Annotated in this window: 21 protein-coding genes; 11 read left to right on the top strand and 10 right to left on the bottom strand. The window is 51.2% G+C overall.

Features of this window, described 5'->3' with window-relative positions:
• Positions 1 to 71 precede the first annotated feature (71 nt).
• Positions 72 to 977, bottom strand: a complete 906-nt coding sequence (gene oxyR / locus RN22_RS21705) for a DNA-binding transcriptional regulator OxyR (RefSeq protein WP_046307680.1) — start codon at positions 975 to 977, stop codon at positions 72 to 74.
• Between the two features lie 147 nt (positions 978 to 1,124).
• Here oxyR and RN22_RS21700 point away from each other — a divergent pair, with 147 nt between their 5' ends.
• The 3 genes from RN22_RS21700 (at position 1,125) to RN22_RS21690 (ending at position 3,771) form a co-directional block, all read left to right on the top strand.
• Positions 1,125 to 1,856, top strand: a complete 732-nt coding sequence (locus RN22_RS21700; protein WP_046307677.1) for a glutathione peroxidase — start codon at positions 1,125 to 1,127, stop codon at positions 1,854 to 1,856.
• A gap of 72 nt (positions 1,857 to 1,928) precedes the next feature.
• Positions 1,929 to 3,380 carry a dihydrolipoyl dehydrogenase gene (locus RN22_RS21695; protein WP_046307675.1) on the top strand — a complete coding sequence of 484 codons (1,452 nt, stop codon included), beginning with the start codon at positions 1,929 to 1,931 and terminating at the stop codon, positions 3,378 to 3,380.
• 139 nt (positions 3,381 to 3,519) lie between these two features.
• Positions 3,520 to 3,771 (top strand): DUF3624 domain-containing protein, encoded by a 252-nt coding sequence (locus RN22_RS21690; protein ID WP_046307682.1) that lies wholly within the window; start codon positions 3,520 to 3,522, stop codon positions 3,769 to 3,771.
• 54 nt (positions 3,772 to 3,825) lie between these two features.
• On the opposite strand, the gene argH is transcribed toward RN22_RS21690, so the two are convergent.
• From argH to argC, 4 genes are all read right to left on the bottom strand, one after another.
• A complete protein-coding gene (argH, locus tag RN22_RS21685; protein WP_046307673.1) occupies positions 3,826 to 5,703 on the bottom strand; it encodes an argininosuccinate lyase in 1,878 nt (625 codons plus the stop codon).
• Positions 5,704 to 5,743: 40 nt separating this feature from the next.
• Positions 5,744 to 6,955, bottom strand: coding sequence for an argininosuccinate synthase (locus tag RN22_RS21680; protein WP_046307671.1), 1,212 nt, complete (start codon positions 6,953 to 6,955; stop codon positions 5,744 to 5,746).
• A 69-nt stretch (positions 6,956 to 7,024) separates the two neighbouring features.
• Positions 7,025 to 7,804 (bottom strand): acetylglutamate kinase, encoded by a 780-nt coding sequence (gene argB / locus RN22_RS21675; protein WP_046307669.1) that lies wholly within the window; start codon positions 7,802 to 7,804, stop codon positions 7,025 to 7,027.
• 10 nt (positions 7,805 to 7,814) lie between these two features.
• Complete coding sequence (gene argC / locus RN22_RS21670; protein ID WP_046307666.1) at positions 7,815 to 8,822, bottom strand: N-acetyl-gamma-glutamyl-phosphate reductase; 1,008 nt, start codon at positions 8,820 to 8,822, stop codon at positions 7,815 to 7,817.
• 478 nt (positions 8,823 to 9,300) lie between these two features.
• Here argC and ppc point away from each other — a divergent pair, with 478 nt between their 5' ends.
• Together ppc and RN22_RS21660 are read left to right on the top strand one after the other, a co-directional pair.
• The gene (ppc, locus tag RN22_RS21665; protein ID WP_046307664.1) at positions 9,301 to 11,931 is read left to right on the top strand and encodes a phosphoenolpyruvate carboxylase; all 2,631 of its coding nucleotides are present in this window, start codon (positions 9,301 to 9,303) and stop codon (positions 11,929 to 11,931) included.
• Between the two features lie 354 nt (positions 11,932 to 12,285).
• On the top strand, positions 12,286 to 12,858 hold the full coding sequence (locus RN22_RS21660; protein ID WP_002535249.1) for a PadR family transcriptional regulator: 573 nt from the start codon (positions 12,286 to 12,288) through the stop codon (positions 12,856 to 12,858).
• Between the two features lie 70 nt (positions 12,859 to 12,928).
• On the opposite strand, the gene metF is transcribed toward RN22_RS21660, so the two are convergent.
• The 3 genes from metF to RN22_RS21645 all read right to left on the bottom strand — a co-directional run bounded on the left by metF (position 12,929) and on the right by RN22_RS21645 (position 17,675).
• Positions 12,929 to 13,819, bottom strand: a complete 891-nt coding sequence (metF, locus tag RN22_RS21655; RefSeq protein ID WP_046307662.1) for a methylenetetrahydrofolate reductase — start codon at positions 13,817 to 13,819, stop codon at positions 12,929 to 12,931.
• 248 nt (positions 13,820 to 14,067) lie between these two features.
• Complete coding sequence (locus RN22_RS21650) at positions 14,068 to 16,512, bottom strand: bifunctional aspartate kinase/homoserine dehydrogenase II (RefSeq protein WP_046307660.1); 2,445 nt, start codon at positions 16,510 to 16,512, stop codon at positions 14,068 to 14,070.
• Entirely contained in the window at positions 16,512 to 17,675 is a 1,164-nt protein-coding gene (locus RN22_RS21645; protein WP_046307658.1) for an O-succinylhomoserine (thiol)-lyase, read from the bottom strand. The genes RN22_RS21650 and RN22_RS21645 overlap by 1 nt, the downstream gene beginning before the upstream one ends.
• A gap of 240 nt (positions 17,676 to 17,915) precedes the next feature.
• On the opposite strand from RN22_RS21645, the gene metJ reads away from it, so the two are divergent.
• Positions 17,916 to 18,233 carry a met regulon transcriptional regulator MetJ gene (gene metJ, locus RN22_RS21640; RefSeq protein ID WP_002535253.1) on the top strand — a complete coding sequence of 106 codons (318 nt, stop codon included), beginning with the start codon at positions 17,916 to 17,918 and terminating at the stop codon, positions 18,231 to 18,233.
• Between the two features lie 77 nt (positions 18,234 to 18,310).
• On the opposite strand, the gene RN22_RS21635 is transcribed toward metJ, so the two are convergent.
• Complete coding sequence (locus tag RN22_RS21635; protein ID WP_046307656.1) at positions 18,311 to 19,567, bottom strand: malic enzyme-like NAD(P)-binding protein; 1,257 nt, start codon at positions 19,565 to 19,567, stop codon at positions 18,311 to 18,313.
• A 458-nt stretch (positions 19,568 to 20,025) separates the two neighbouring features.
• On the bottom strand, positions 20,026 to 20,238 hold the full coding sequence (gene rpmE, locus RN22_RS21630; RefSeq protein WP_002535255.1) for a 50S ribosomal protein L31: 213 nt from the start codon (positions 20,236 to 20,238) through the stop codon (positions 20,026 to 20,028).
• A 248-nt stretch (positions 20,239 to 20,486) separates the two neighbouring features.
• Between rpmE and priA the strand changes: the two genes are divergently transcribed.
• The 5 genes from priA to hslU all read left to right on the top strand — a co-directional run bounded on the left by priA (position 20,487) and on the right by hslU (position 26,542).
• Positions 20,487 to 22,682: a primosomal protein N' gene (priA, locus tag RN22_RS21625; RefSeq protein WP_046307654.1), complete on the top strand. Its 2,196-nt coding sequence runs from the start codon at positions 20,487 to 20,489 to the stop codon at positions 22,680 to 22,682.
• A gap of 160 nt (positions 22,683 to 22,842) precedes the next feature.
• Complete coding sequence (gene cytR, locus RN22_RS21620; RefSeq protein WP_255350073.1) at positions 22,843 to 23,871, top strand: DNA-binding transcriptional regulator CytR; 1,029 nt, start codon at positions 22,843 to 22,845, stop codon at positions 23,869 to 23,871.
• Between the two features lie 81 nt (positions 23,872 to 23,952).
• The gene (locus RN22_RS21615; RefSeq protein WP_002535259.1) at positions 23,953 to 24,519 is read left to right on the top strand and encodes an SPOR domain-containing protein; all 567 of its coding nucleotides are present in this window, start codon (positions 23,953 to 23,955) and stop codon (positions 24,517 to 24,519) included.
• A 148-nt stretch (positions 24,520 to 24,667) separates the two neighbouring features.
• Positions 24,668 to 25,192 (top strand): ATP-dependent protease subunit HslV, encoded by a 525-nt coding sequence (gene hslV / locus RN22_RS21610; protein WP_002535260.1) that lies wholly within the window; start codon positions 24,668 to 24,670, stop codon positions 25,190 to 25,192.
• Positions 25,193 to 25,207: 15 nt separating this feature from the next.
• Entirely contained in the window at positions 25,208 to 26,542 is a 1,335-nt protein-coding gene (gene hslU / locus RN22_RS21605; protein WP_046307652.1) for an HslU--HslV peptidase ATPase subunit, read from the top strand.
• The last annotated feature ends 128 nt before the right edge of the window (positions 26,543 to 26,670 follow it).

Raw genomic sequence — 26,670 nt, 5'->3', positions numbered from 1 at the left:
CGACGTCAGTCAACTCGCCCTAAGGGAGGCCCTCAATGCGAGCATCTTCAGGTTGTTTGGGTATGTTGGGTTTAGCCTATCGGATTGCAGACTTTACCCATAGCATCAGCAATGACTTTCGCCAGTTTTTCATAGCGTGCTCTTAGTGGCGAACCGGGACGGTAGTCCAAGGTGATCAAGCGTTGAGGTTCAGGATCCACCGCTTTTACATACACCACACCATCACGCTGCATACTCTCAGGGACAGAAAGCTTCGGCAGCAGAGTGATCCCTGTCTCAGCGGCCACCATGTTGCGAAGGGTCTCCAGACTGGTCGCACGGAAGCGCGAATCTTCCTTCGCACCCGCCGCAAAACAAAAGCCCATCGCCTGATCGCGAAGACAGTGCCCATCTGCCAACATCAACAGTGTTTCGCCACGAAGGTCATCCATCGGCACGGCTTCAGCCTTTGACCACTTGTGACCTTCCGGTAACGCCAGCAACATCGGCTCGAGATACAGTGGGATTTCCTTAAAGTGCTCAGTTTCTTTAACGGATGCCAGAATAATGCAGTCCAGTTTCCCCTCTTCCAACTGCTGCACAAGTTGATGGGTCTGTGCTTCGTGAAGGAAAAGTTCAAGTTCTGGGAATGCCTCTTTCAGCGCTGGCACAATATGGGGAAGCAGATACGGGCCGACAGTCGGAATAAACCCAATGTGCAGCGGCCCCGCCATTTCTTCGCCTTGCTGACTTGCCATCTCTTCCAGCACTTTCACTTCCATCAGGATTTTTTGTGCTTGACGGACAAGCTGCATGCCAGCGTCAGTGAACAGCACTTTTCGGCTGGTGCGCTCCAGCAGCACCACACCCAATTCATCTTCCAACTTGCGGATCTGGCCGCTCAATGTTGGCTGGCTGACGAAACAGGCTTCCGCTGCCTTTCTGAAGTGCTGGTGCTCAGACAGAGCCACCAGATATTCGAGATCGCGAATGTTCACACCAAACCTCTTTGATAGATTTTACTTATTAAAATGATAAACCCAATCAATTAGAACTATCTACCCCTTTCGCCCTAATATAAACACATCAACCGGGAACACCGGATTAAAGAACTGAAAAACAAAATTTATTTAAGGGGTATTACCATGGAATTTATTAACAAAGAAGGTCAGAAAGTACCAAGCGTTACCTTCCCAACCCGCAAGGGTGATGAGTGGGTAAACGTGACCACTGACGAGCTGTTTGCCGGTAAAACGGTTGTTGTATTCAGCCTGCCAGGTGCTTTCACTCCGACGTGTTCTTCAACGCACCTGCCTCGCTACAACGAGCTGTACTCAGTGTTCCAAGAGCACGGTGTTGATGACATTCTTTGTGTGTCTGTCAACGATACGTTCGTGATGAACGCTTGGAAAGCAGACCAGGAAGCAGAAAACATCACTTTCATCCCAGACGGTAACGCAGAGTTCACCCGTGGCATGGGTATGGCAGTAGCGAAAGACGATTTGGGCTTTGGTGAGCGTTCATGGCGCTACAGCATGCTGGTAAAAGACGGCGTGGTAGAGAAGATGTTCATCGAACCAAACGAGCCGGGCGACCCGTTCAAGGTTTCTGATGCAGACACTATGTTGGGCCACATTGCGCCAAACCATAAACTGCAAGAATCAATTACGGTATTCAGCAAACCAGGTTGTCCTTTCTGTGCGAAAGCGAAACAACTGCTGATCGACAACAAGCTACAGTTTGAAGAGATTGTGCTGGGTCAGGATGCTACCACTGTGAGCCTGCGTGCAGTAAGCGGTCGCGCAACAGTGCCACAAGTATTCATTGGCGGTAAGCACATCGGTGGCAGCGACGAGCTGGAAGCATACTTCGCATAACATCGAACAGGGCAGCTTAGGCTGCCCTACTTAATCCTAACGCTTGTAACCGGATTTACCTGGAGAATAATAATGAAAACCTTGAATGTAGATGTCGCCGTCATTGGTGGAGGTACCGCAGGTCTGGGTGCTTACCGCGCAGCCAAAGCACACGTCAACAATGTTGTGATCATCGAAGGCGGTCCTTATGGCACGACCTGTGCGCGCGTTGGCTGTATGCCATCGAAACTTCTGATTGCCGCTGCTGAAGCTGTTCACCATATCGAAAAAGCGCCCGGTTTTGGCGTGCATCCTCAAGGTGAAATTAAAATCAATGGCCGCGAGGTGATGGATCGTGTGAAACGCGAACGTGACCGCTTCGTTGGCTTTGTTCTCGAAGGTGTTGATGAAATCCCGGCAGAAGACAAAATCGCCGGTTACGCCAAGTTTGTTGACGATAACACTCTCATCGTAGACGACCACACCCGCATTGAAGCAAAACGCATTGTCATTGCGACTGGCTCACGCCCAACTTGGCCGGCCCCTTGGAATGATTTGGGTGACCGTCTGATTGTGAACGATGACGTATTCGATTGGGATGATTTACCAGAATCTGTCGCTGTATTTGGTCCGGGCGTTATCGGTCTTGAGCTTGGCCAGTCACTGCATCGCCTTGGCGTGAAAGTGAAAGTCTTTGGTGTTGGCGGTCAGGTAGGTCCTTTAACTGACCCAACGGTAATGGCTTACGCAGATAAAGCCTTCAATGAAGAGTTCTATCTGGATGCTGACGCAAAAGTCGAAGAAATGGTGCGCGAAGGCGAGAAAGTCCATATCCGTTACCTCGACAAACAAGGTCAGGAGCAGCGTATGGAAGTGGACTATGTGCTGGCAGCCACCGGCCGTCGTCCTAACGTCGACAAGCTGGACATTGAAAACACAGGCATGGAATTGGACGCACGCGGTGTACCAACGGCTGACCCGTACACCATGCAAACCAGCGTCGCGTCGATTTTCATATCAGGAGATGCGAGCAACCAGATCCCATTGCTTCACGAAGCAGCTGATCAAGGTCGAATCGCCGGTGACAACGCAGGTCGATTCCCAGATATCCGTGCAGGTCTGCGCCGAAGCAAAATCGCTGCTGTGTTCTCTGATCCACAAATTGCCATGGTGGGTGAAACCTACAAAGAAATTACCGCTCGTCTTGGCACCTGTGGCTGTTTCGAAACCGGTGTAGTGTCGTTTGAAGGTCAAGGCCGCTCTCGCGTCATGTTGCGAAACAAAGGTGTGCTGCACGTATATGGCGAGCAGGGTACCGGCCGCTTCCTTGGCGCAGAGATGATGGGCCCGAACGCAGAGCATCTGGCGCACCTGCTGGCTTGGGCACACCAGAATCAAATGACCATTTCGCAGATGCTGGATATGCCTTTCTATCACCCGGTGATTGAAGAAGGTGTGCGTACTGCACTGCGTGACCTGAACGCCAAACTGCACTTAGGTCCTGAAATGATCAAACACTGCCTGGATTGCGGTCCGGGCTGTTAAAAAAGATTCCAATAACAAGTTAATCCCCTTACTTGCACACCGGACTCTCCCCAGGATTCGGTTTATGATTTGCCCTCCTTTACGGAGGGCTTTTTTCTTTGTAGGCTGCAACGAGTTGATATTTTTGGGCTTGCTATCCATGAGTTGCCGATTCTGCAAAGACGCCTCTCTCACTATTCGCGCCAAACTCGGCCGCTGCAAACGTTGCATGATTCAACTTGCCGTGATGAATCTGGTGCTGTGGCCAATATGGTTTATTGGGTTCAGTGACACACCGAAATCGATAGAGTCCATCACCCTGCTCTTTGGCGCAGGTGCCAGCGCTATATTGCTCTCCCTTCACCTCATTCTGATGCCGTTTCGGATGAATGCACCCGAGCCAAAAGAGTGACTTACCCAAACAAAAAAACCGGCCTAAGCCGGTTTTTATTAATTCTATACCTGTTTACGCCACGTTGGCTTTGGCAATCAATCTGTCCTGATCAAAGGTAAACTCCAGCGCCACTTCATCACACGCATGAAGGCGTGGACAGCGGTCACAATCTTTCATCACCTTTTCAGGCAGCAAAGATTTAGAAGTTGGAATAAAGCCCTGACGCATAAAGAACTCTGGTACACGGGTCAGCACAAACACTTTCTTGATGGCCATGCCGCTCGCTTTTTTCAGCAGATGCTGAACTATCGCGCTGCCCTGCCCTTGGTTCTGCCAGCCTGCTTCCACGCCCAAAGAGCGCACTTCCGCAAGGCCCGAGTCATAAACGTAGAGCGATGCACAACCTGTCACTTCACCCTGATGCTCAGCAACCGCAAACGAACCAATATCACGAACCAGTTCATTGCGTTCACGCGGCAGGTTTTCACCCAGCCCCGCCCAGTAAACCACCATGCCTTCAATCGCATCGAGGTCTGTCAGACGCGCGCCACGTACTTTCACGCTTGGTGAGTAACGTTTTTCCAAACGCTTCTCTGCCTGACTAATGGCATATTCCACCTGATTCGGTGCCACGCCACCCAGCGCACAACGCTTCTCAAGGCAGGATTCAATGGTAAGGATGGGATAAACATCCTCGTCAATCACTGGTGAGAACTGCTTCATGTCATCAAGAGAAAGCTCTTCCAACGCACAACCTTTTTCAATGGCGGCAACCACAGCCACACCCACGATATGGTGCGCTTCACGGAAAGGAATGCCTTTGGCAACCAGATAATCCGCAAGCTCAGTCGCATTGGAGTAACCCTGCATCGCGGCTTCCAGCGTGCGGTCTTTGTTGATTTTGATGCCATCAAAACAAAGCGCTGCCATTTCAATACAATCAAACCAGGTGTCGAGCGCATCGAACAGCCCTTCTTTGTCTTCCTGCATATCTTTGTTGTAGGCGAGCGGCAGTGCTTTCACTGTCATCATCATCGCGGACATGGCGCCATAAACACGGCCTGTCTTACCACGGATAAGCTCGAGCGCATCCGGGTTCTTCTTTTGTGGCATCAGGGATGAACCTGATGTCACAGCGTCTGCAAGCTCAACAAAGTTGGACTCACCAGAGTTGTAGAAAATCAAATCTTCTGCCATGCGCGACAAGTGCAGCATAGACACCGATGCCACAGACATCAGCTCCATCACATGGTCACGGTCAGAAACCGAGTCCAGGCTGTTGCGGGTTGCACGGCGGAAACCCAGGCTGTGTGCCAGTGCTTCGCGGTCAATCGGATACGCGGTACCTGCCAGCGCACCAGAGCCCAATGGGCACGTATCCAGGCGGTTCAGTGCATCGCTCAGGCGCGAGTAGTCACGCTCGAACATTTCAACGTAAGCCAGACACCAGTGTGCAAATGTCACTGGCTGGGCACGTTGAAGGTGGGTATAGCCCGGCAGAACCGTGTTCTGGTTTTCTGCCGCGACTTTTACCATCTGGTTTTGCAGTTTATCGAGTGCTAGGAGAAGCTGTTGACCTTGCTGACGACACCAAAGCTTAAGGTCAGTGGCGACCTGATCGTTACGCGAACGACCGGTGTGCAGCTTTTTACCCAAATCGCCCACTTTGGCGATCAGTTGCTGCTCGACCCAGCTGTGAATGTCTTCAGCGTCAGAGCGCAGGATCTGCTCTGGATCTTCCATCACAGCCAGCTTGATTTCATTCAGTGCAAGCTCGAGGCGTTGCTGCTCAATCTCAGACAATACGCCCACTGAGCGCAGTGCCTTTGACCAAGCAATTGAACCTACGATATCCTGCTCCGCGAGGCGATAGTCAAAACGCAACGAATCGTTAAACTGCTTGAACCGCGTGTCTGCTGCCTGACTAAACCTTCCGCCCCATAACGCCATACTTACTTCTCCTTAAAACTCTATTGCTTCCAGCTGCTGTTTATTTTTGTTTTTTCTCGTTCAGCGCACGAATACGGCTCGACAGCGAGTAGAGACGGATAAAGCCACCAGCATGGCTGTGATCGTATACGTCATCTTCACCGAAAGTCGCGAATTCTTCGGAGTACAGGCTGTTGAGCGAGCGCTTCTGCACTACTGTAGCCTGTCCTTTGTACAGTTTCACTACTACTTCACCACTTACTGGCTCAGCCAGTGATTCTGCTGCTGCCAGAAGTGACTTACACAGCGGCGTGAACCAACGGCCATCATAGATAAGGTGAGACGCTTTCAGGCCAATCTCTTCACGGTATTCGTAGCAATCTTTATCCAGAACCAGCTGCTCAACACCACGCAGGGCTTCCATCATGATGGTGCCGCCCGGAGTTTCATAACAGCCGCGGGACTTCATGCCGACCAAACGGTTTTCAACGATATCGATACGGCCTACACCATGACGCGCGCCTTTCTCGTTCAGCGTGGTCAGCACTTGGTATGGGCTCATACGCTCACCGTCAACCGCTACTACTTCGCCTTTCTCAATCAACAGAGAAACGGTTTCTGACTGGTCAGGTGCCTGCTCTGGATCCACAGTCCATACCCAGCAAAGCTCGTTTGGCTGGTTCCATGTATCTTCCAGTACGCCACCTTCGGTAGAGATGTGCCAAGCGTTTGCATCACGGCTGTAGATTTTCTCAAGGCTTGCAGTACAAGGGATGTTACGTTCTGCCAGGTAATCCAGCAGGGCTTCACGAGAACGAAGGTCCCACTCACGCCAAGGTGCAATCACTTTCAGTTGCGGTGCCAACGCAGCAAACGCACTTTCGAAACGCACCTGGTCATTACCTTTACCGGTACAGCCATGACACAGTGCATCTGCGCCAACTTCCAGCGCACATTCCACTTGTGCTTTTGCGATGATTGGACGTGCCATTGACGTACCCAGCAGGTATTTACCTTCGTAAACCGCACCAGTTTTCAGGCTTGGGTAGATGTAGTCAGCGACCATTTCTTCTTTCAGGTCGGCGATGTAACACGCTGACGCACCGGAAGCGATCGCTTTTTCTTCAATACCAACCAGCTCTTCTTCGCCCTGGCCCACATCCGCAACAAATGCCACGACTTCACAGTCATAGTTCTCTTTCAGCCAAGGAATGATCGCAGACGTATCCAGACCGCCAGAGTATGCTAGTACTACCTTTTTGATATCGCTCATTTTAACTTCTCCATGTTCACCGCTCTGACGGTCAGTACAGGCGGTAACGACTAATAAATTCTGTGTTGTTTATACGGTGAAACGGGTGCCGATATTGCTGCCGCCGAACATCTCAGCGAGCTTCTCGGGGTAACGCCAGCTCGCGACCTGAATAGGACGCCCCAACGCGTTTGCCGCTTCAAACGCCGCTTTCACTTTGACGATCATGCCGTCAGTGATCACGCCGCTTTCAATTAATTCATCTGCTAACTTCTCATCAAGCGTTGGCATGAGTTTACCTTTGCCATTGAGTACGCCACTCACGTCTGACAGCAAAACCAGTTCAGCATCCAATGCAGCTGCTACTGCTACTGCTGCCTGGTCCGCATTCACGTTCATCAGTTCACCTTCAGCATCAATACCGATAGAACTGATGATTGGCACTGCGCCTGCTGACAAAATCGCTTGTACGACGGACGAATCGCCCGGTGTTGCCTTACCCACATTGCCAAGCTCAGGGTCAAGTTGGGTCACTTTACATAAACCGCCGTCAGCCAGACTCAGACCAACTGCGTTAATGCCACATTTGATTGCCTCGCCCTGCAGCAGTTTGTTGGCCGTACCCGCCAGTGCACCCGCGACCACATTGATCTGATCTTTTGGAGTGACTCGCAAACCCTGCTTTTTCTCTACTTTCAGGTTTAGCGCTTTCATCAAGTCATCAACCAGGTAGCCACCACCGTGAACAATCACCAATTGGCGATGCGCAGAAGCCTGATACTGACTGATTGATGCGAATAATTTATCCAGAGTCTCTGTGCAAGACAGCGCTGCACCACCCAGTTTGACTACCAAAGGACGTAAACTCATTGCCACTCTCCTACACAATCGCCGTGAGCGGCGAGAATCCAAAGCGAATGTTTATGCACTGCATCGCCTGACTGGCGGCACCTTTCAGCAAGTTATCGATTGCTGACGTCAGGATCACGTGTTGGCCTTTCACAGACCAGCCAATATCGCAAAATCCGGTGTTTTGAACAGATTGCAGTTTCGCACTTTGACCCGCGCCTAAAGGACGAACCAAGGTTTTGTTTTCGTATGCTTTTTCCAGCGCTTCTGTTACCTGCGCTTCACTGACGCCTTCTGCCAGTTTGGCCGTGATGGTCGCGAGAATGCCACGCTTAAAGTTGCCAAGGTGCGGTGTGAAAATTACATCACAACCCAAGTGGGTAGAAATTTCCGGTTGGTGACGGTGGGTGAATACACCGTAAGCATGAAGGCTAACTTCGCAGAAACTGTTGGTCATAGAAGCTTTGCGACCCGCGCCAGACACACCGCTCACTGCGTTGATCACTGGCCATTGTTGGGTGTCGATAAGTCCAGCATCCAGCAGTGGCTTCAACGCCAACTGTGAAGCAGTTGGGTAACAACCAGGCACGGCAACCAAATCGGCTTTTGCAATATCTGCCTCGTTCCACTCTGCCAGACCATAAACCGCTTTTTCCAGCCACTCGCTGTATTGGTGCTCGAAGCCGTAGTAGTCGGTATAGAAGCTGTCAGATTGAACGCGGAATGCGCCAGACAAATCAAAGACCTTGCAGCCTTCAGCTAAGAAGGTTGGTGCGATGTTGTGGCTGACTTCATGAGCCGTTGCCAGCAACACCACATCCGCAGATTTTGCGACAGCACTGACATCTTTAAGAGGCTGAAGTGGAAGGTCGACCAGACCTTTCAGTGCACCGTGCAAATCACCGATAGATTTGTTCGCATCCACACTGTTTTCAGAGACATACAATCCTGAAAGCTCAAGCTCAGGATGGAGAAATACCATTTTGGTCAGCTCGGCACCTGTGTATCCACTTGCACCGACAATCACTGTCTTTAACATGAAAAGTCCGTTTATTTCTTTGGGTAGAATGATGAAACATTCAGCTCGCTCAGCTGCAGGAGGGGCAGATACGCCCAACGTTTTTAACGTCGGCGTCGTCGCTGGAGAAGGGAGTTTGAGAACTTATCCATATTCGTATCGTACCTTTTCGCTGCTTCCATGAGCTTTTTTTGGCGAATTATAATTGTTTATTCATTTTAAATGAATTTATATGTGCTTTTTAGCGTGATAAATGACTAATGTCAACAGTCTGTTTAAAATAAAGTCACCCACCTGCGACAGGCTAGCGTTTTTGCCTAAACCCTGTGCTTTAAATGTAATTTTGTTACAACTTCCGCAATGCCTTATTGCTCAAGGGATAGACAAAAAAATGCAGTGAAATAATACGGTGGGTGATTGACCTTTATGCCACTCATTGGCTAGATTGAGCCATTACGATTGCAATTTGGATGTAACAAAGTTACGAAACGGACGCACTATGAATGACAAGTATGACGCTCTAAAGAGCAATGTCAGCATGCTCGGTCACCTTCTGGGTAACACCATTAAAGGTGCCCACGGTGAAGAGTTGCTGGCCAAAGTAGAAGAGATCCGTCAGCTCTCTAAATCCGCTTCTGCGGGTAATAAAGACGATCACGCCAAGCTGATCGATGTGCTGCAAAGCCTGCCGAATGACCAACTGCTACCTGTAGCACGCGCATTCAGCCAGTTCCTTAACCTCACTAACATCGCTGAACAGTACCATTCTGTTTCCCGCCACTGTGAAGAGCAGGTATGTAATCCTGACTCACTGGACGATCTGTTTATGCGACTGCAAAACGCAGATGTGTCTGACGGTGAGCGTGATAAAGCCGTTGATGACCTGAAGATCGAACTGGTGCTGACAGCACACCCGACGGAAATCGCGCGTCGTACTACCATTCATAAGCTGGTTCAAATCAACAAATGTTTGTCCAAACTTGAACTTGGCGACCTCTCTTCCAGCGAGCGTGATAAAGCAGAACTTCGCCTTGAGCAACTGATTGCTCAGGCGTGGCACTCTGACGTTATCCGTAAGCAACGCCCAACCCCGCTTGATGAAGCCAAATGGGGTTATGCCGTGATTGAAAACAGCCTGTGGCAAGCGGTACCGGAATTTCTGCGTCAGTTTGACCAGAAGATGAAGCGCCACCTTGGCCGCGGCCTGACCGTTGAAGCATCGCCAATCCAGATCTCGAGCTGGATGGGTGGTGACCGCGACGGAAACCCATTCGTGACATCAGAAGTCACCCGTGAAGTGCTGCTGTTGTCCCGCTGGAAAGCGGCTGACCTTTATCTCGGCGACATTCAGGAGCTCATCAGCGAGCTGTCGATGACCCGCTGTAATGACATGGTTCGCGCCATGGCAGGTGATGAGCACGAACCGTACCGTGCGATCCTGAAATCACTGCGTCAAACACTAACCAACACCCTGGATCACCTGGATGCCCAAATCCATGGTCGTCGCAGTGATGAAAAAGACATTCTGACCAACGTTGACCAACTGTGGACACCGCTGCACGCCTGCTACCAGTCGTTGCATGAATGTGGCATGGGCATCATCGCTGATGGCCTGCTGCTTGATACGCTGCGCCGTATCCGCACCTTCGGTGTTAACCTCATTAAGCTGGATATCCGTCAGGAAAGCACCCGCCACGCGAATGTGCTGTCTGAAGTGACCCGCACATTGGGCATGGGCGACTACAGCCAGTGGAGCGAGCAGGACAAGCAAGCGTTCCTTATCCGTGAGCTGAGCTCTAAGCGTCCTTTGCTGCCACGTGACTGGGAACCGTCTGATGAAGTGCAGGAAGTGCTGGATACCTGCCGTATCGTTGCACAGCAACCTCGTGAAGCACTGGGCGCCTATGTAATTTCAATGGCGCGCACAGCGTCTGACGTGCTGGCGGTTCACCTTCTTCTAAAAGAGGCAGGCTGCCCGTTCCGCATGGACGTGTGTCCGCTGTTTGAAACCCTGGAAGACCTCAACAATGCCAAGTCAGTGATCAGCCAACTGCTGAGCATCGACTGGTACCGCGGCTTTATCCAAAACTTCCAGATGGTCATGATTGGTTACTCAGACTCCGCCAAAGACGCGGGAGTGATGGCAGCGGGCTGGGCTCAGTATAAAGCCATGGAACAACTGGTTGAGCTGTGTGAAGACGCCGGTGTCGATCTGGTGCTGTTCCACGGCCGTGGTGGTTCTATTGGTCGTGGTGGTGCGCCAGCGCACGCTGCACTGCTGTCCCAGCCACCTCGTAGCCTGAAAGGCGGTCTGCGAGTGACCGAGCAGGGCGAGATGATCCGCTTCAAACTGGGTCTACCAGATGTAGCGATTCAGAGCCTGAATCTTTACGCCAGCGCGATTTTGGAAGCGAACTTACTGCCACCACCAGCACCTAAGCAAGAATGGCGCGACCTGATGGAAACGCTGAGTGAAGTTTCCTGTGAGGCTTACCGTGGCGTCGTTCGTGGTCATGAAGACTTTGTTCCTTATTTCCGAGCGACAACACCAGAGTTGGAACTGGGCAAACTGCCATTGGGCTCGCGTCCTTCGAAGCGTAACCCGAACGGTGGCGTAGAAAGCCTTCGCGCTATCCCATGGATTTTCGCATGGAGTCAGAACCGTCTGCTGCTGCCAGCATGGTTGGGCGCAGGTCAAGCGATTCAATTCTCCATCGACAATGGCCACCTGAAGAACCTTGAAGAGATGTGTCGCGAATGGCCATTCTTCTCTACCCGCCTGGGTATGCTGGAAATGGTCTTCACCAAGACCAGTCCTTCGATTTCTCAATACTATGACGAGAAACTGGTGGATGAGTCACTTTGGCGACTGGGTGATGAACTGCGAGACCGCTTGGCGCAGGACATCAAAGCCGTGCTGATGGTAGAAAACAGCGATCACCTGATGGAGCAAAACCCTTGGGGCGCGGAATCTATCCGTCTGCGTAATATCTATGTTGAGCCACTGAACATGCTTCAGGCAGAGCTTTTATGCCGTACGCGTGCGACAGAAGAAGAAAACACTGAGCTTGATGAAGCACTGATGGTGACCATCGCCGGCATAGCTGCAGGTATGCGCAACACTGGATAAATGAGAAATTGATTCAAAATTAAGAAAGGCTGCCATGTTGCAGCCTTTTTTATTTTTGGGGAGCCTTTTTCGATTGTTGTTGCGTTGATAATGTTATTAATATGTTTTCTTGCCTGTTCGTGACGTTATCGTGACAAAGGTATAGGCAAAACACCGAAGTATAAATAACCGTTTAAGTGTCACTGTACAGCGCTTTTCGCACCACGATTTTTTTTGGTGCATTGTTGGCAAGAAGCTATGTATGGACGGCAACGAAAAACGTGTCGATCCGCCCAGTGTTGTGGAAAAAATAAATTCGCCAAAGAGCGACATCCCAGGGCTAAGGATCGCCTTTTAAGATTTTGGATAGAAGAGATGTCACTACCGCACGTAATTCTCACGGTGCTTAGCCACCGCGATGCAACTGGTTATGATATAACCAAAGAGTTTTCTAACGCTATCGGGCACTTCTGGAAAGCCAGCCACCAACAAGTCTATCGCGAACTCAACAAACTGGCCGATATGGGCGCAGTGAGTTGTCGTTTAGAACCACAGGATGGCAAACCTGACAGAAAGGTCTACTCCATCACGGACATTGGTAGACAGAGCCTTTATGAGTGGTTCTTAATGCCTGCAAAACACCCAACCGACCGCGATGAAGTCTCTGCAAAACTACTAACCTGCAGCATTTTCGACCCAGCACCAATGATCGAACATATGCATGCATTGATGGACGAGAGCCGCTTACAGCTAAGCCAATACAGGGACATAGAGCGAAGCCAGTACGCTGACTCTGCACTGCTGACCCGAGAAGGCCGTTTGGAGCGACTGACACTGCGCCGCAACATTCTTCGCAAGGAAGCATGGTTAACGTGGGCAGAAGAAGTCCTGTTCGAACTCAATGCCATGGAAACCATGTCAATGAGTAAGAAAGTCGTTGCCCAGTAAGGACTCTCCAGAAAAGATAAAACCGTCGCTTTGCGACGGTTTTTTGTTTTTGGCTTGTGGACTTTTCATTCTACGCAATAGGACGTACACCCAATGTGTGGCAAAGCGCATAGGTCAACTCAGCACGGTTTAGCGTATAGAAGTGGAAGTCTTTCACGCCTTCACGACTTAACACGCGCACCATATCAATAGCGTTACTCGCACCGACCATCTGACGGGTTACCGCATCATCTTCCAGACCTTCATACTGCTTGTACATCCAAGCTGGAATGCGCACATTGGTCATGTTGGCAAACTTCGAAGCCTGCTTGAAGTTTGATACAGGCAAGATCCCCGGGATGATTTCAACATCAATACCTGCCGCAGCGCAGCGGTCACGAAAACGCAGGTAGCTTTCAACATCAAAGAAGAACTGTGTGATAGCGCGGTTTGCGCCAGCATCGACTTTACGCTTAAGGTTGATCAGGTCAGCTTGCGCACTTTTCGCTTCTGGGTGAACTTCCGGGTAAGCCGCAACGGAGATATCGAAATCAGCTTCACCTTTCAAAAGCTCAACCAGGTCCGCTGCGTACATATCCGGTTTCTGGCTTTTCTCTGGCAGGTCACCACGCAGGGCAACAATATGGCGGATACCGCTGTTCCAGTAGTCGCGTGCAATCTCACGTAGCTCATCGCGGCTCGCATCGATACAGGTCAGGTGAGGCGCAGCTTCAATACCTGTCTCCTGCTTGATGCTCTTTACGATACCGTGGGTACGGTCACGCTCACCGGAGTTTGCACCGTAAGTCACGGAAACAAATTTAGGTTTCAGGGTTTTCAGGCGTTGTACCGAAGCCCAAAGCGTTTGCTCCATGGCTTCAGAGCTGGGTGGGAAGAACTCAAACGAAACGTTAATGTCGCCGTTCAAATCAGAAAGGTTTTGATTAAGTGCATCCAGATGACTGGCATGTGAGTATCCCATAGCGTCTCCCTACTTCGGCAACATCCGACCGAAAAAATCCTTTAAAGCCGACATCCATATAGACGTCTATATGTCTAGATATTGAATTGCGAGCAATTTAAAGTCAACTTACTTAACTTGAATTTTATTCATGATGATCATGTAAGTCTCTCAAGCACAGCACTCTTAACTGGCGCGTGTACTTTGCCCGAATGCTTAGGGTACAAAAAAGCGGAGGCTAAGCTCCGCTTTTTCCTGCCGATTTATAGCTATTTCAGTAAAGATGCGATGCGATTCAAGTCAGACAGCAAAGCGCCTGCTGTCACATCACGTCCTGCACCTGGGCCGCGGATAACCAAAGGGTTCTCGCGGTACCACTGACTTTCAATCGCGAAGATGTTGTCGCAAGGCAGCAGGTTGGCGAGTGGATGCTCTTCAGACAACACTTCAATACCAACACGCGCTTTTCCATCTCGTGAAAGTCTTGCTACATAGCGAAGAACGCCCTGCTCTTTTTTCGCCTGCTCAAGCCAATCTTCAAGCGCTTCATCAAGCTGACTGCTGTTATCCAGAAATGCATCGAGCGACAGCGCAGAAAGTGCCTCAGGTACCAAAGATTGCACCTGCACCTGCTCCGGCTCAATATCCAGACCAGACTCGCGCGCCAGAATAACCAGCTTACGCATGACGTCTGAGCCGCTGAGATCTTCACGTGGGTCAGGTTCGGTTAGCCCTTGTTGCCACGCCTGTTCCAACAGCTCGCTGAACTTGATGTCACCGTTGAATTGCTGGAACAGCCAAGACAAGGTTCCAGAGAAGATGCCTGAAATCGCAATAATTTGGTCGCCGCTTTCACGCAAATCACGCACCGCATGGTTCACGGGAAGGCCTGCACCGACTGTCGCGTTGTAAAGCCAGAAACGACCGGTTTTTGCGAACGCATCCTGAACCTGATGATATAACTCGCCACTCGCAGAGCCTGCCACCTTGTTGGCAGAAATCAGGTGATAGCCATGCTCAGCCAGATCAGGATATTGCATCGAAAGCGGTGCACTGGCGGTCACGTCCAACACGACAATGTCATCGTATGGGTGATTAAGCAGTGCCGTCAGCCAATCGCTCCCTTCATAAGGTTTGGCAACTTCGTCAAAACGGGTCATGACGCTATCTGCATCAATACCGTCGAAATCGACCCACTGGTTATCACTGTCTTGCACCGAAATGAGCTCAAAGCTCATGCCATGGCGTTTTTCGAGCGCTGTTTTTTGCTCCGCAAACAGGTTCAGCCAACGGCTACCGATATTGCCTTTACCCAGTAGCACCAAACCAATGCGACGCTGCGCCTGGAAAAGTGCGCGGTGAATATCTGACACCAACGCCGATGTGTTCGCTTTACGCAAAATCGCCGCGATGCTGAGGCCACTGCCAGACTCGCAGATAAACTCAATCGGTTGGCTGCGAAGCTGTTGGTAAAAGCCGTGGCAATGCACAGGGTTCGCTGTGACACCTGCGCCCACCGCAGCGACCATGCTGTAGCCTTCACGGAGACGGATATCGGCAGGAATGCCAGCGTTTTGCAGTTGCTCCAACACGCTGTTCACCACTTCGCCAGTGTAAGCGAGCTGGATGCGATGCTGGTCGGCACTGAATGATGACGCCAACGGCTGGATTTGGTTTCGGGTCAACAGTCTTTCGATATCACGTCGCGCGGTATCAAAGTCGTGCGAGCGCGGCACATCCAGCTCAAGCAAGCAGACATCACTCAATGAGGTAATGATTTTTGCGCCGCGACCAGACGCCAGAACGCGTTCGATGCGGGTTGAGCCTGATTCTGGGTCATAGCTGCAACGCAGATTCAGGTCGATACAGCTTTGTGCTACTGGCTGTAGCGTGCGGGTATGCAGCACGGGAGCGGCAAGGCGCGCGAGTTCAGCTGCTTCATCGAGACGCAGCAGTGGTAGCAGGCAGGCATCACCGACAATGCGTGGGTCTGCACTGTACACACCCGCCACATCACTCCAAATGGTCACGCGGCTGACATCCGCCAGTGCACCGATAATGGTTGCTGAGTAATCGGAGCCATTACGTCCCAGCAGCACGGTTTCACCTTCTGTGTTACGTGCCATAAATCCGGTGATCACAATACGGCGTTTGGTGTGCTGAACCAGCTGCTCTTTTAGAAGCGGCCATGAGCTTGCGCGATCCACTTCTGGCTGCGCGCCTCGTTCCGCGCGCAGGAAAGCGCGGGAGTCAAGCTTCACGGCTGGCAACTCAAGTTGGGTCAGCAATGCAGACAGTAAACGCGCCGACCACACCTCGCCAAAACCTTGCACCCATGCTCGCTGCGCTTGGGTCAATGGCTGCTCACCGGCTTGTGCCAGCGTGCTGAAATCTTCGTAGAGTTCGTCCACCAGCAGTTGTTTCTGTTCACCTTCAATCAGGTTCTCAATCAAATCCTGCTGGTATTTGCGCAGACCTTGCAGTGCTTCGTGCGCCAGACGGCCATCTTTCGCTAGCAAATCCAGCCATTCAATCAAACGGTTCGTGGTCTTGCCGGCTGCAGAAACGACAATAATGTCTGTTTCACCGCTGTATTGCGCCAGAATGCGGGTTACACGGCGGAAACAATCAGGATCGGCAAGGCTGCTGCCACCGAACTTATGTAACTGTCGGGCTTGCGACTGCTGGGGTGATACAACTTCAACCGCGCTCATTACTGGCTCTCTCTTACTCTATCGAATGCTTGTTTCAGGTCGGCAACCAAGTCGGCCTTATCTTCCAGACCGACAGACAAGCGAAGCAGTGTGGCTGCCAAGCCCGCTTCTGCCTGCGCTTCGTCCGACATGGCGCGGTGCGTCATTGAGCCTGGATGGGTCACCAGACTTTCCACACCACCCAATGATTCCGCCAAAGTGAACAGCTTAAGGGAGGATAGGAAAAGTTTCAGCTCACTTTCATCGCCTTTAAGCTCAAAGCTCAACATTCCGCCAAAACCTGATTGTTGTTTCTTCGCAATCTCATGACCCGGGTGCGTTGGCAGCGCCGGATGGTAGATAGTGCTCACCAGAGATTCCTGCTTGAGGTATTCCAGTACTTCTGCACTGTTTTCCTCATGCTGGCGCATTCTTGCGTTCAGAGTGCGAAGGCCTCGTAGCGTCATGTAGCTATCAAATGCATTACCGGTAGCCCCAATGCAGTTACCCCACCATTTGAGCTCTTCATAAAGCTCGGCTTCTTTCGCCACGACAACACCACCGACGGTGTCTGAGTGACCGTTGATAAATTTGGTGGTCGAGTGAACAACAAAATCTGCGCCTAAGTTTAGTGGCTGCTGCAAAGCGGGGGACAAGAAGGTGTTATCAACACCGACCCAAGCACCGACCGCTTTGGCTTTTTCGCAGATGGCTGCAATATCCACCACGCGCAGCAGTGGGTTGGACGGCGTTTCCAGCCACACCAACTTGGGACTCTTCGCCAACGCTGCATCCAGAGCAGCAGCGTCGGTTTGGTCTACAAATTCAACCTTGAAAGCGCCTTTCTTTGCACGCGAATCGAACAAACGGTATGTACCACCGTAGCAATCGTGCGGTGCGATAATCAGGTCATCCGGTGAAACCAGTGACAGCAAAAGGTTAATGGCTGCCATGCCACAGTTAGTGACCACAGCGCCTGAGCCGTTTTCCAGATCGGCCAATGCTTTTTCCAGCAAAGAGCGGGTTGGGTTGCCACCACGGGCGTAGTCATAAGTTGGCACTTCGCCAAACTCAGGAAATTCGTAATTGGTCGAAAGATACAGTGGAGGCACAACGGCGTGGTGTTGTGAATCTGTGGTGATACCGGTGCGAACGGCGATGGTTGCGGACTTCTTGTCGCTCATGGCGTGCTTCCCTGTCAAAAGATAGATCGTATTCGGCGCAATCTTAGATCAAAACGTGACCTGATTGGTATTTCGTCAACCTTACCCTTTTCAAACGCGAGACGTCAACACTTCTAGACGTCTATATGTCTTTACATATAGCAGTTAATATCGCTAGAATTTATGTTTCATCCAACTTGGGCACCTTGTTTCCCGTGTTGGCAGCGATTTTAGACCCTAAACTGCTACAGAAGGTGAACAATGGCAGACTGGAATGGCGAATATATTAACCCTTACGCCGAGCACGGTAAAAAGAAAGAGCAGGTCAAGAAAATCACCGTTTCTATCCCTCTGAAAGTGCTTAAAATCCTGACAGACGAACGTACCCGTCGCCAGGTCAACAATCTACGCCATGCCACCAACAGTGAATTGCTTTGCGAAGCATTTCTGCATGCCTACACCGGACAGCCACTGCCAACGGACGACGATATTCGCAAGGATAAAAGCGATAGTGTGCCAGCTGAAGTTAAGCGTATTATGAAGGAATTGGGCATTGAGTTTAACGAAGAAGAGTATTGATTTCGTTAACTTCTCGAAAAGATTCAAACAAAAAAACCAGCCGATTGGCTGGTTTTTTTATGAGTATAAAGCCGCCATTACGCTTCTTTATCTGCCATGTAGTTTTCTGGCATTTCAATACGCGAGACACCTGAATCTACCGCGGCTTGAGCAACAGCTTTCGCAACGCGTGGCAGCAGGCGCGGATCCATCGGTTTTGGAATGATGTATTCCTTACCAAACTCCAGCTTATCGACACGTGCTGCTTTCAATACGCCTTCCGGTACCGGCTCTTTCGCCAAAGCACGGATAGCTTCTACCGCAGCCAGTTTCATTTCATCATTGATACGGCTGGCGCGAACGTCCAGTGCGCCACGGAAAATGAATGGGAAACAAAGCACGTTGTTCACCTGGTTCGGGTAGTCTGAACGACCAGTACCCATAATCAGGTCATCACGCACTTCGTGTGCCAGCTCCGGCTTGATTTCAGGGTCAGGGTTTGAACACGCAAACACGATTGGCTTGTCCGCCATCAGCTTCAGCGCTTCAGGTGGCAACAGATCCGGGCCGGATACACCAAGGAAAATGTCCGCGCCTTCAATCACGTCTTCCAGCGTACGCTTGTCCGTGTTGTTGGCAAACAGTTGCTTGTATTCATTGATGTCATCACGACGGGTGTGAATCACGCCTTTACGGTCCAGCATGTAGATTTTCTCACGCTGCGCGCCACATTTGATCAGCAGTTCCATACACGCCACTGCTGCCGCACCTGCACCTAGACAGATGATGACTGACTCTTTGATGTCTTTGCCCTGAAGCTCAAGCGCATTCAACATACCTGCGGCAGTCACGATCGCGGTACCGTGTTGATCATCGTGGAATACCGGTACATGGCAACGCTCGATGAGCTGCTTTTCAATCTCAAAGCAGTCTGGTGCTTTGATGTCTTCCAGGTTGATACCACCGAAGGTGTCGGAGATGTTCGCGACCGTGTCGACGAACTCTTCGATAGTGCGATGTTTCACTTCGATGTCGATAGAATCGAGACCAGCGAAGCGTTTGAACAGCAGTGCTTTACCTTCCATCACTGGCTTGGAAGCCAGCGGGCCAAGGTTGCCCAGACCGAGGATCGCGGTGCCGTTTGAGATCACTGCAACCATGTTGCCCTTTGCAGTGTATTTATAGACGTTGTCGGCATCTTGTGCGATTTCGCGGACGGGTTCAGCAACACCTGGGCTGTACGCCAGCGCCAGATCTTCTACCGTATCAGCGGGTTTGGAGAGTTCTACGGAGATTTTGCCCGGCACTGGAAATTCATGATAATCCAGCGCCTGTTGGCGTTTGTCTTCAGACATGTATTGTTCCTGACTGTAATTGTTATTGGCTAAATATAATAAGGGGCCCTCTGCCTGCCCCATTATCTTGCTGACTGCCTTCCCGCAAGCTGGGCATTACAATCAACAAGTGGCGGAATTTGCGCATTCCCATGTTTATCCGGGTTGCATCTTCCCGCTCATTGCCTGTATCTCCACACAGGCAACGACTTATTCCTCTATTGAGTTTAGCGGACTCAAATAAAAGACAAGTGTCGTCATTTCTTATGACACTTTCAGGTCATTGGGCGGAAGATAAAGGAATTTAAAATGTTAACGCAGCGCGAAAGCCAGAGCTAGTAAGGATTGAACCAAGTTGGCAAAACTCGCTTGGATAAACTGTAATAGTCTACCTATACTGAAGGGTGTAAAAGGTCTTACAAGCTGTATCAGGCAACAAAAAAAGGGTGCTTACGCACCCTTTTTTATTAAATTCGCAATTACTTGCTGCTAAGAACGCCGAAACGTTTCTTGAAGCGGTCAACACGACCACCAGTGTCAACTACACGCTGAGTACCGGTGTAGAATGGGTGACACTTGTCACATACGTCCAGGTTGATGTCTTTACCCAGAGTCGTTTTGAATTCAAAAGTGTTGCCACATGAACATTTTGCAGTTACTGCAGCGTATTCTGGATGGATACCAGCTTTCATAGGGATTACCTCTTATCTAAGGCCGTGTCGCTCTCCCGAGCCTATCGGGCACCACACGTCGTTAACAAACTGTTTGTAAGGCGCGGATTCTAATCAAGGTGACCTGCGATCGCAACTTTTTTGTTCAATTCATTTCCATGTACTTTCAATGGGCAGGGCCAAAGAATCTTCACCCTGTGCTTTTCGCCTGCCAGCAGCATGGGTACACTGTCGCCAACCTTATTTGAATTCCAAGACCTTATCGCACAATGACCCCGACGATTGCTCAGGTGGCGCTGCCCGTTCCGCTTCATAAAACCTTCGACTATCGCATTGATAATGAAATGCCGGTTGTGGGTGGTCGCGTGCGTGTCCCGTTTGGTAAGCAATATAAAGTGGGCATTGTCGTCGCATTGACCGACACCTCTGAATTTCCGCTCGAGCAAATCAAACCCATCAATGCGGTTTTGGATAGCACCCCGCTATGGACACCTTCTTTATATAAGGTATTGAACTGGGCCAGTCGCTATTATCAGTATCCATTAGGTGATGCACTGGCGACCGTGATGCCGGGTGCACTGCGAAAAGGCAAGCCTGCGGTCAAAGACCGTGAAAAGTGCTGGCAACTGACAGAAGCAGGGAAAGAGCAGCCATTGTCTGCCCTCACCCGAGCGCCTAAACAGGCACGCGTTTTAACCTTATTACGCCAAGGCGCGATGACACACAGCGAACTGCTGGAAGAAGACTTAAGCGCCACCATTCTCAAAGCGGTGGAAGAAAAAGGCTGGATTGAAGCGGTAAAAGAACAGCGTGCAAAGCCTTGGCAACAAAGCTATGAAGTAGTGGAAGACAAGCCAAGGCTCAACAGCGAGCAGGCGATGGCGGTTGCCACTATCAACGCCAATCCGGAATTTGCCTGCTATTTAATAGAGGGCGTCACCGGGTCAGGGAAAACAGAGGTCTACCTGAACCTTTTGGAGCCTGTGCTAAAACGCGGCCAGCAAGCACTCATTCTGGTCCCCGAAATTGGCTTAACGCCGCAAACCATCAACCGTTTCAAACGCCGTTTCAATGTGCCTGTCGTGGTGATGCATTCCGGGCTCAATGATACTGAGCGCCTAAATGCCTGGCTGGCAGCCCGTGACAATGAAGCTGCCATTATCATCGGTACCCGTTCTGCCCTGTTCTCGCCGTGTAAGTCACTCGGCATTATTGTTGTCGATGAAGAGCATGATGCCTCTTATAAACAGCAGGACTCTTTCCGTTACCATGCCCGCGATCTGGCAGTCATGCGTGGGCATGAAGAGAATGTGCCTGTTGTGCTCGGCTCCGCCACACCTTGCCTTGAAAGCCTGCACAACGCCAAAACCGGTAAATACCACCATCTGACTTTATCAGTGCGCGCGGGTAATGCACTGAAAACCCAAAACGGGGTGTTGGATATCCGCGGACTTTACCTAGATGCAGGACTTTCCGCCCCTTTGATTGCCGAGATGCGAAAGCACCTTTCTCAAGGCAATCAGGTGATGTTGTTTTTGAACCGCCGCGGCTATGCCCCCGCATTGATGTGTCACGAATGTGGCTGGCTGGCGGAATGTAAACGCTGCGACGCCTATTACACCCTGCACCAGAGCAGCAATGAACTTCGCTGTCACCATTGCGGATCGCAACGCCCTATTCCGCACCAATGTGGAAGCTGTGGCTCAACGCAATTGATCAGTGTCGGCGTGGGCACTGAGCAATTGGAAGCCCAGTTGGAAACCCTGTTTCCGGAATACAAAACCATCCGAATCGACCGCGATAACACACGTCGCAAAGGCGCGCTTGAAGCCTACCTCAATGCCATTCACAACAAGGAGTACCAAATCCTGATTGGTACCCAGATGCTGGCGAAAGGCCATCACTTTCCTGATGTCACTTTGGTGGCTCTGGTGGATGTGGACAGCGCCCTGTTCAGTAATGATTTCCGCGCACCGGAACGTCTGGCACAGCTGTTTATTCAGGTAGCAGGACGAGCAGGGCGCGCCAGCAAACCTGGGTATGTATTACTTCAAACCCATCACCCGGATCATGCTCTGCTACAATCACTTATCCACCAAGGCTACGACAGCTTTGCCGCTGAAGCGTTAAACGAACGTAAAATGGCGCATCTGCCACCTTACAGCTACTTCGCCTTACTCCGTGCTGAATCCCACCACAGTGGGGAAGTAGAGCAGTTTCTGCATCAGGCGAGAACTGTCTTGGATGCATCACCAATCCCAGAAGATGAATGCGCAGTCATGGGGCCAGCGCCAGCGCCATTGCACCGCCGGGCGGGACGTTTTCGCTGGCAGCTGGTTTTCCAAGCGCCTAACCGCAGGATTTTGCAGCAAAGATTAACCATGGCGCTCCCGGCGATACGCCAGTTGCCGCTGTCTAAAAAAGTCCGCTGGTCACTCGATATCGAACCGCAAGATATGAGCTGAATGCAATTTCATTCACTTAAACCGACCGAGATCACGGTATTCTTGCAATTACTGTTAACATGACCATGTTTAATACATCTCCATAGGATTAAGATAGGGCCTGTGGACAAAAATTGTCCCGTTGCTGAAGGTCCCGGTCATCTGGGAAGCATCGCCAATCATAACGAGAAAGAGGAATTACACTATGGCGACAATGAAGGATGTTGCCCATCTGGCCGGCGTCTCTACGGCGACGGTTTCTCGCGCGCTGATGAACCCAGAAAAAGTCTCGGCGTCTACCCGAAAGAAAGTTGAGCAAGCGGTAATGGAAGCGGGCTACAGCCCCAACTCGCTGGCAAGAAACTTACGTCGCAATGAATCAAAAACCATCGTGGCTATCGTGCCCGATATCTGTGATCCCTACTTCACGGAGATCATCCGCGGTATCGAAGAAGCGGCGATGGAGCACGGCTATCTCGTGCTGCTGGGTGACAGTGGCCAACAGGAAAGCCGTGAAAGTTCGTTCGTTAATCTGGTCTTCACCAAGCAAGCTGACGGCATGCTACTTTTAGGTACTGATCTTCCTTTTGACGTCAGCAAACCGGAGCAGAAGAACCTGCCTCCACTTGTCATGGCCTGTGAATACGCACCTGAACTGGAACTGCCTACCGTTCACATCGATAACCTGACTGCAGCGTTTGAAGCCGTGAACTACCTGACTCAGGTCGGCCACAAGCAGATCGCGCAGATCACCGGCGATCCTGATGCTGCGCTCACCCAGTTCCGCGTGCAGGGCTATCAACAGGCGCTGCGCCGTGGTGGCGTGACCATCAATCCTGCATACACAGTGACCGGTGATTTCACCTTTGCTGCAGGCGCACGTGCAATGACCACCTTGCTTTCGCTGCCAACCCCACCGACCGCGGTATTCTGTCACTCTGATGTGATGGCGATTGGTGCTATGCAGCAAGCAAAACGACTGGGTTTCCGCGTGCCGCATGACATTTCGATTGTCGGCTTCGATGACATCCAGTTCGCAGAATACTGCGACCCGGCCCTGACCACGGTTTCCCAGCCACGCTACGACATTGGCCGTCAGGCAATGTTAATGCTGCTGAAAATCCTCAAAGGCAATGATGTGCAAGCAGGTTCACGCCTTCTTGATGCTCAGCTCGTTATCCGCGAGAGTGTGGCACCACCATCACGCTAATCTGGTCAGACTGGTACTGGCGCGCGAGTTCGCGAGCCAGTACCATATAGCCTTTATTGAGCAGAAAAGACACGAAAATCAGTGGCAACCAGAGATTATGTCAAACGTGGCAAAGCACCACGTAAACCAACCCGAAACACCAAGAAGCAGCCTCCTAAACCTGCATTCCCCTTCAAATGGGCTTTTCTCGCTCTGATCTTGGTGGCAGGCTTTGGCTATGGTCTCTATTACCTTTCCACCAGTGAACCACCCGCAGAGCCTGTTGTTGAAACCAAACCGGTGAAGCCAGCCGTTAAACCTCAGAAGAAAGACGAGAAAGTGATCCCGCCAAAACCTGAGGAGAAGTGGAGCTACATTGAAGAGCTGGAAAACAAAGAAGTGAAAGTCGAGGCCAGCGAGCCAGAGCTTTCCAGCCGCCCTTATTTGATGCAATGCGGCGCTTACCGCAGTGCAAGTCAGGCAGATGAGCGCAAAGCCATGATTGCGTTCCAGGGTCTCGAAAGCCATATCAAAACCAGTCAGGGTGAAAAAGGCCTCTGGTACCGTGTGGTACTTGGCCCTTACCCAATGAAGCGTGAAGCAGAGCGCGATCGCAACCTGCTTCGCCGCGCAGGCATCGAGCCTTGCGCTATCTGGTACTGGAACTGATCTCCCGCCAGCTGAACTGATTCTGAACACTTGAAGGGTAAAGCCATAATCTCGATGGCTTTACCCTTGAATTTATTTACCCCCGTCCCCACCTCTGCAGTAACAACCCATACTGGTAATAACCAGAGAGAAAAGTAGAGGTTCTTCCGTGACAACTATCGTTTCTGTTCGCCGCAACGGCAAAGTAGTGATCGCCGGTGATGGCCAGGTGTCACTGGGTAATACAGTCATGAAGGGCAATGCCCGTAAAGTTCGCCGTTTGTACAACAACAAGGTACTGGCAGGTTTTGCCGGTGGTACGGCTGACGCATTCACCCTGTTCGAACGCTTCGAGCGCAAACTGGAAATGCATCAGGGTCACCTCACCAAAGCAGCCGTAGAGCTCGCCAAAGACTGGCGTACTGACCGCGCACTGCGTCGCCTTGAGGCCTTGTTGGCAGTGGCAGACGAAACTGCGTCGCTGATCATCACAGGTAATGGTGATGTGGTTCAACCAGAACACGATCTGATTGCGATTGGTTCAGGCGGCAACTTCGCACAGGCAGCAGCCACTGCACTGCTCGAAAATACCGAGCTGGATGCACGCGAAATCGCTGAAAAATCGCTGACCATCGCCGGTGACATTTGTGTGTTCACCAACCAGCACCATACCGTCGAAGAACTCGATTATTAAGACAGGATCCAAAGCATGTCTGAAATGACCCCACGTGAAATCGTTTCCGAGCTTGACCGACACATAATCGGTCAGGACAAAGCCAAGCGCGCCGTTGCTATTGCACTACGTAACCGCTGGCGTCGCATGCAGCTCAATGAAGATCTGCGCGTAGAAGTGACCCCGAAAAACATTCTGATGATTGGCCCTACCGGTGTTGGTAAAACCGAAATTGCCCGCCGTCTGGCGAAGCTGGCAAATGCGCCGTTCATCAAAGTCGAAGCCACCAAGTTCACTGAAGTGGGCTATGTGGGTAAAGAAGTTGAAACCATCATCCGCGACCTGACGGATGTGGCCATCAAAATGACGCACCAGCAAGCGATGGAAAAAGTGAAATTCCGCGCGGAAGAGCTGGCAGAAGAGCGCATTCTCGATGTACTGCTTCCACCGCCACGTGACGCGTGGGGCCAGAATGAAGAGCCAAAAGCGGACTCTTCAACCCGCCAAAGCTTCCGTAAGAAAATTCGTGAAGGCCAACTGGACGATAAAGAAATCGAGATCGATCTGGCGGCTCCACAGATGAGCATGGAAATCATGGCACCTCCTGGTATGGAAGAAATGACCAACCAGCTGCAGAGCATGTTCCAAAATCTGGGTGGCGGCACCACAGCGAAAAAGCGCAAGATGAAGTTGAAAGACGCGCTGAAGGCTGCAACTGAAGAGGAAGCGGCGAAGCTGGTCAATCAGGAAGAGCTGAAAGATCAGGCCATCGCGTCAGTGGAAAACAACGGTATTGTGTTCATCGACGAAATCGACAAGATCTGTAAACGCGGTGAAAGTTCAGGTCCAGACGTTTCCCGTGAAGGTGTTCAGCGCGACCTGCTGCCACTGGTTGAAGGCAGCACCGTCTCTACCAAGCACGGCATGGTGAAAACTGACCATATCCTGTTCATCGCATCCGGTGCATTCCAGGTAGCCTCTCCGTCAGATCTGATCCCAGAGCTTCAGGGTCGTCTGCCAATCCGCGTTGAGCTGGAAGCGCTGACTGCATCTGACTTCAAACGCATCCTGACTGAACCTAATGCGTCCCTGACGGCGCAATATTCGGCGCTGATGGGCACCGAAGAAGTGAACCTGACCTTCACCGAAAATGGCATTGAAGAGATCGCAAACGCTGCATGGCGTGTGAACGAGAAAACCGAGAACATCGGTGCCCGTCGTCTGCACACTGTGATGGAGCGTCTGGTGGACGAAATATCCTTCGATGCCAGTGAGCGTGGCGGTGAGTCTTTCGAAATCAATTCAGAGTACGTGCGCAGCCACCTTGAAGAGCTGGTCGACGATGAAGATCTAAGCCGCTTTATCCTGTAATTGTTCAGGTAAAATCACTCAAAGGGCAGCACAACGCTGCCCTTTCTCGTATCTGGAGACGCCACATCCGGGATTATACCAATCACAGTAGGTAGCTGATCAGAAATAGCGCAGGAAAAATGCTCGAG

Source organism: Grimontia sp. AD028 (assembly GCF_000973155.1).
In the GTDB taxonomy this organism is placed as follows: domain Bacteria; phylum Pseudomonadota; class Gammaproteobacteria; order Enterobacterales; family Vibrionaceae; genus Enterovibrio; species Enterovibrio indicus.
This window is presented reverse-complemented; position numbering and strand designations above follow the sequence as displayed.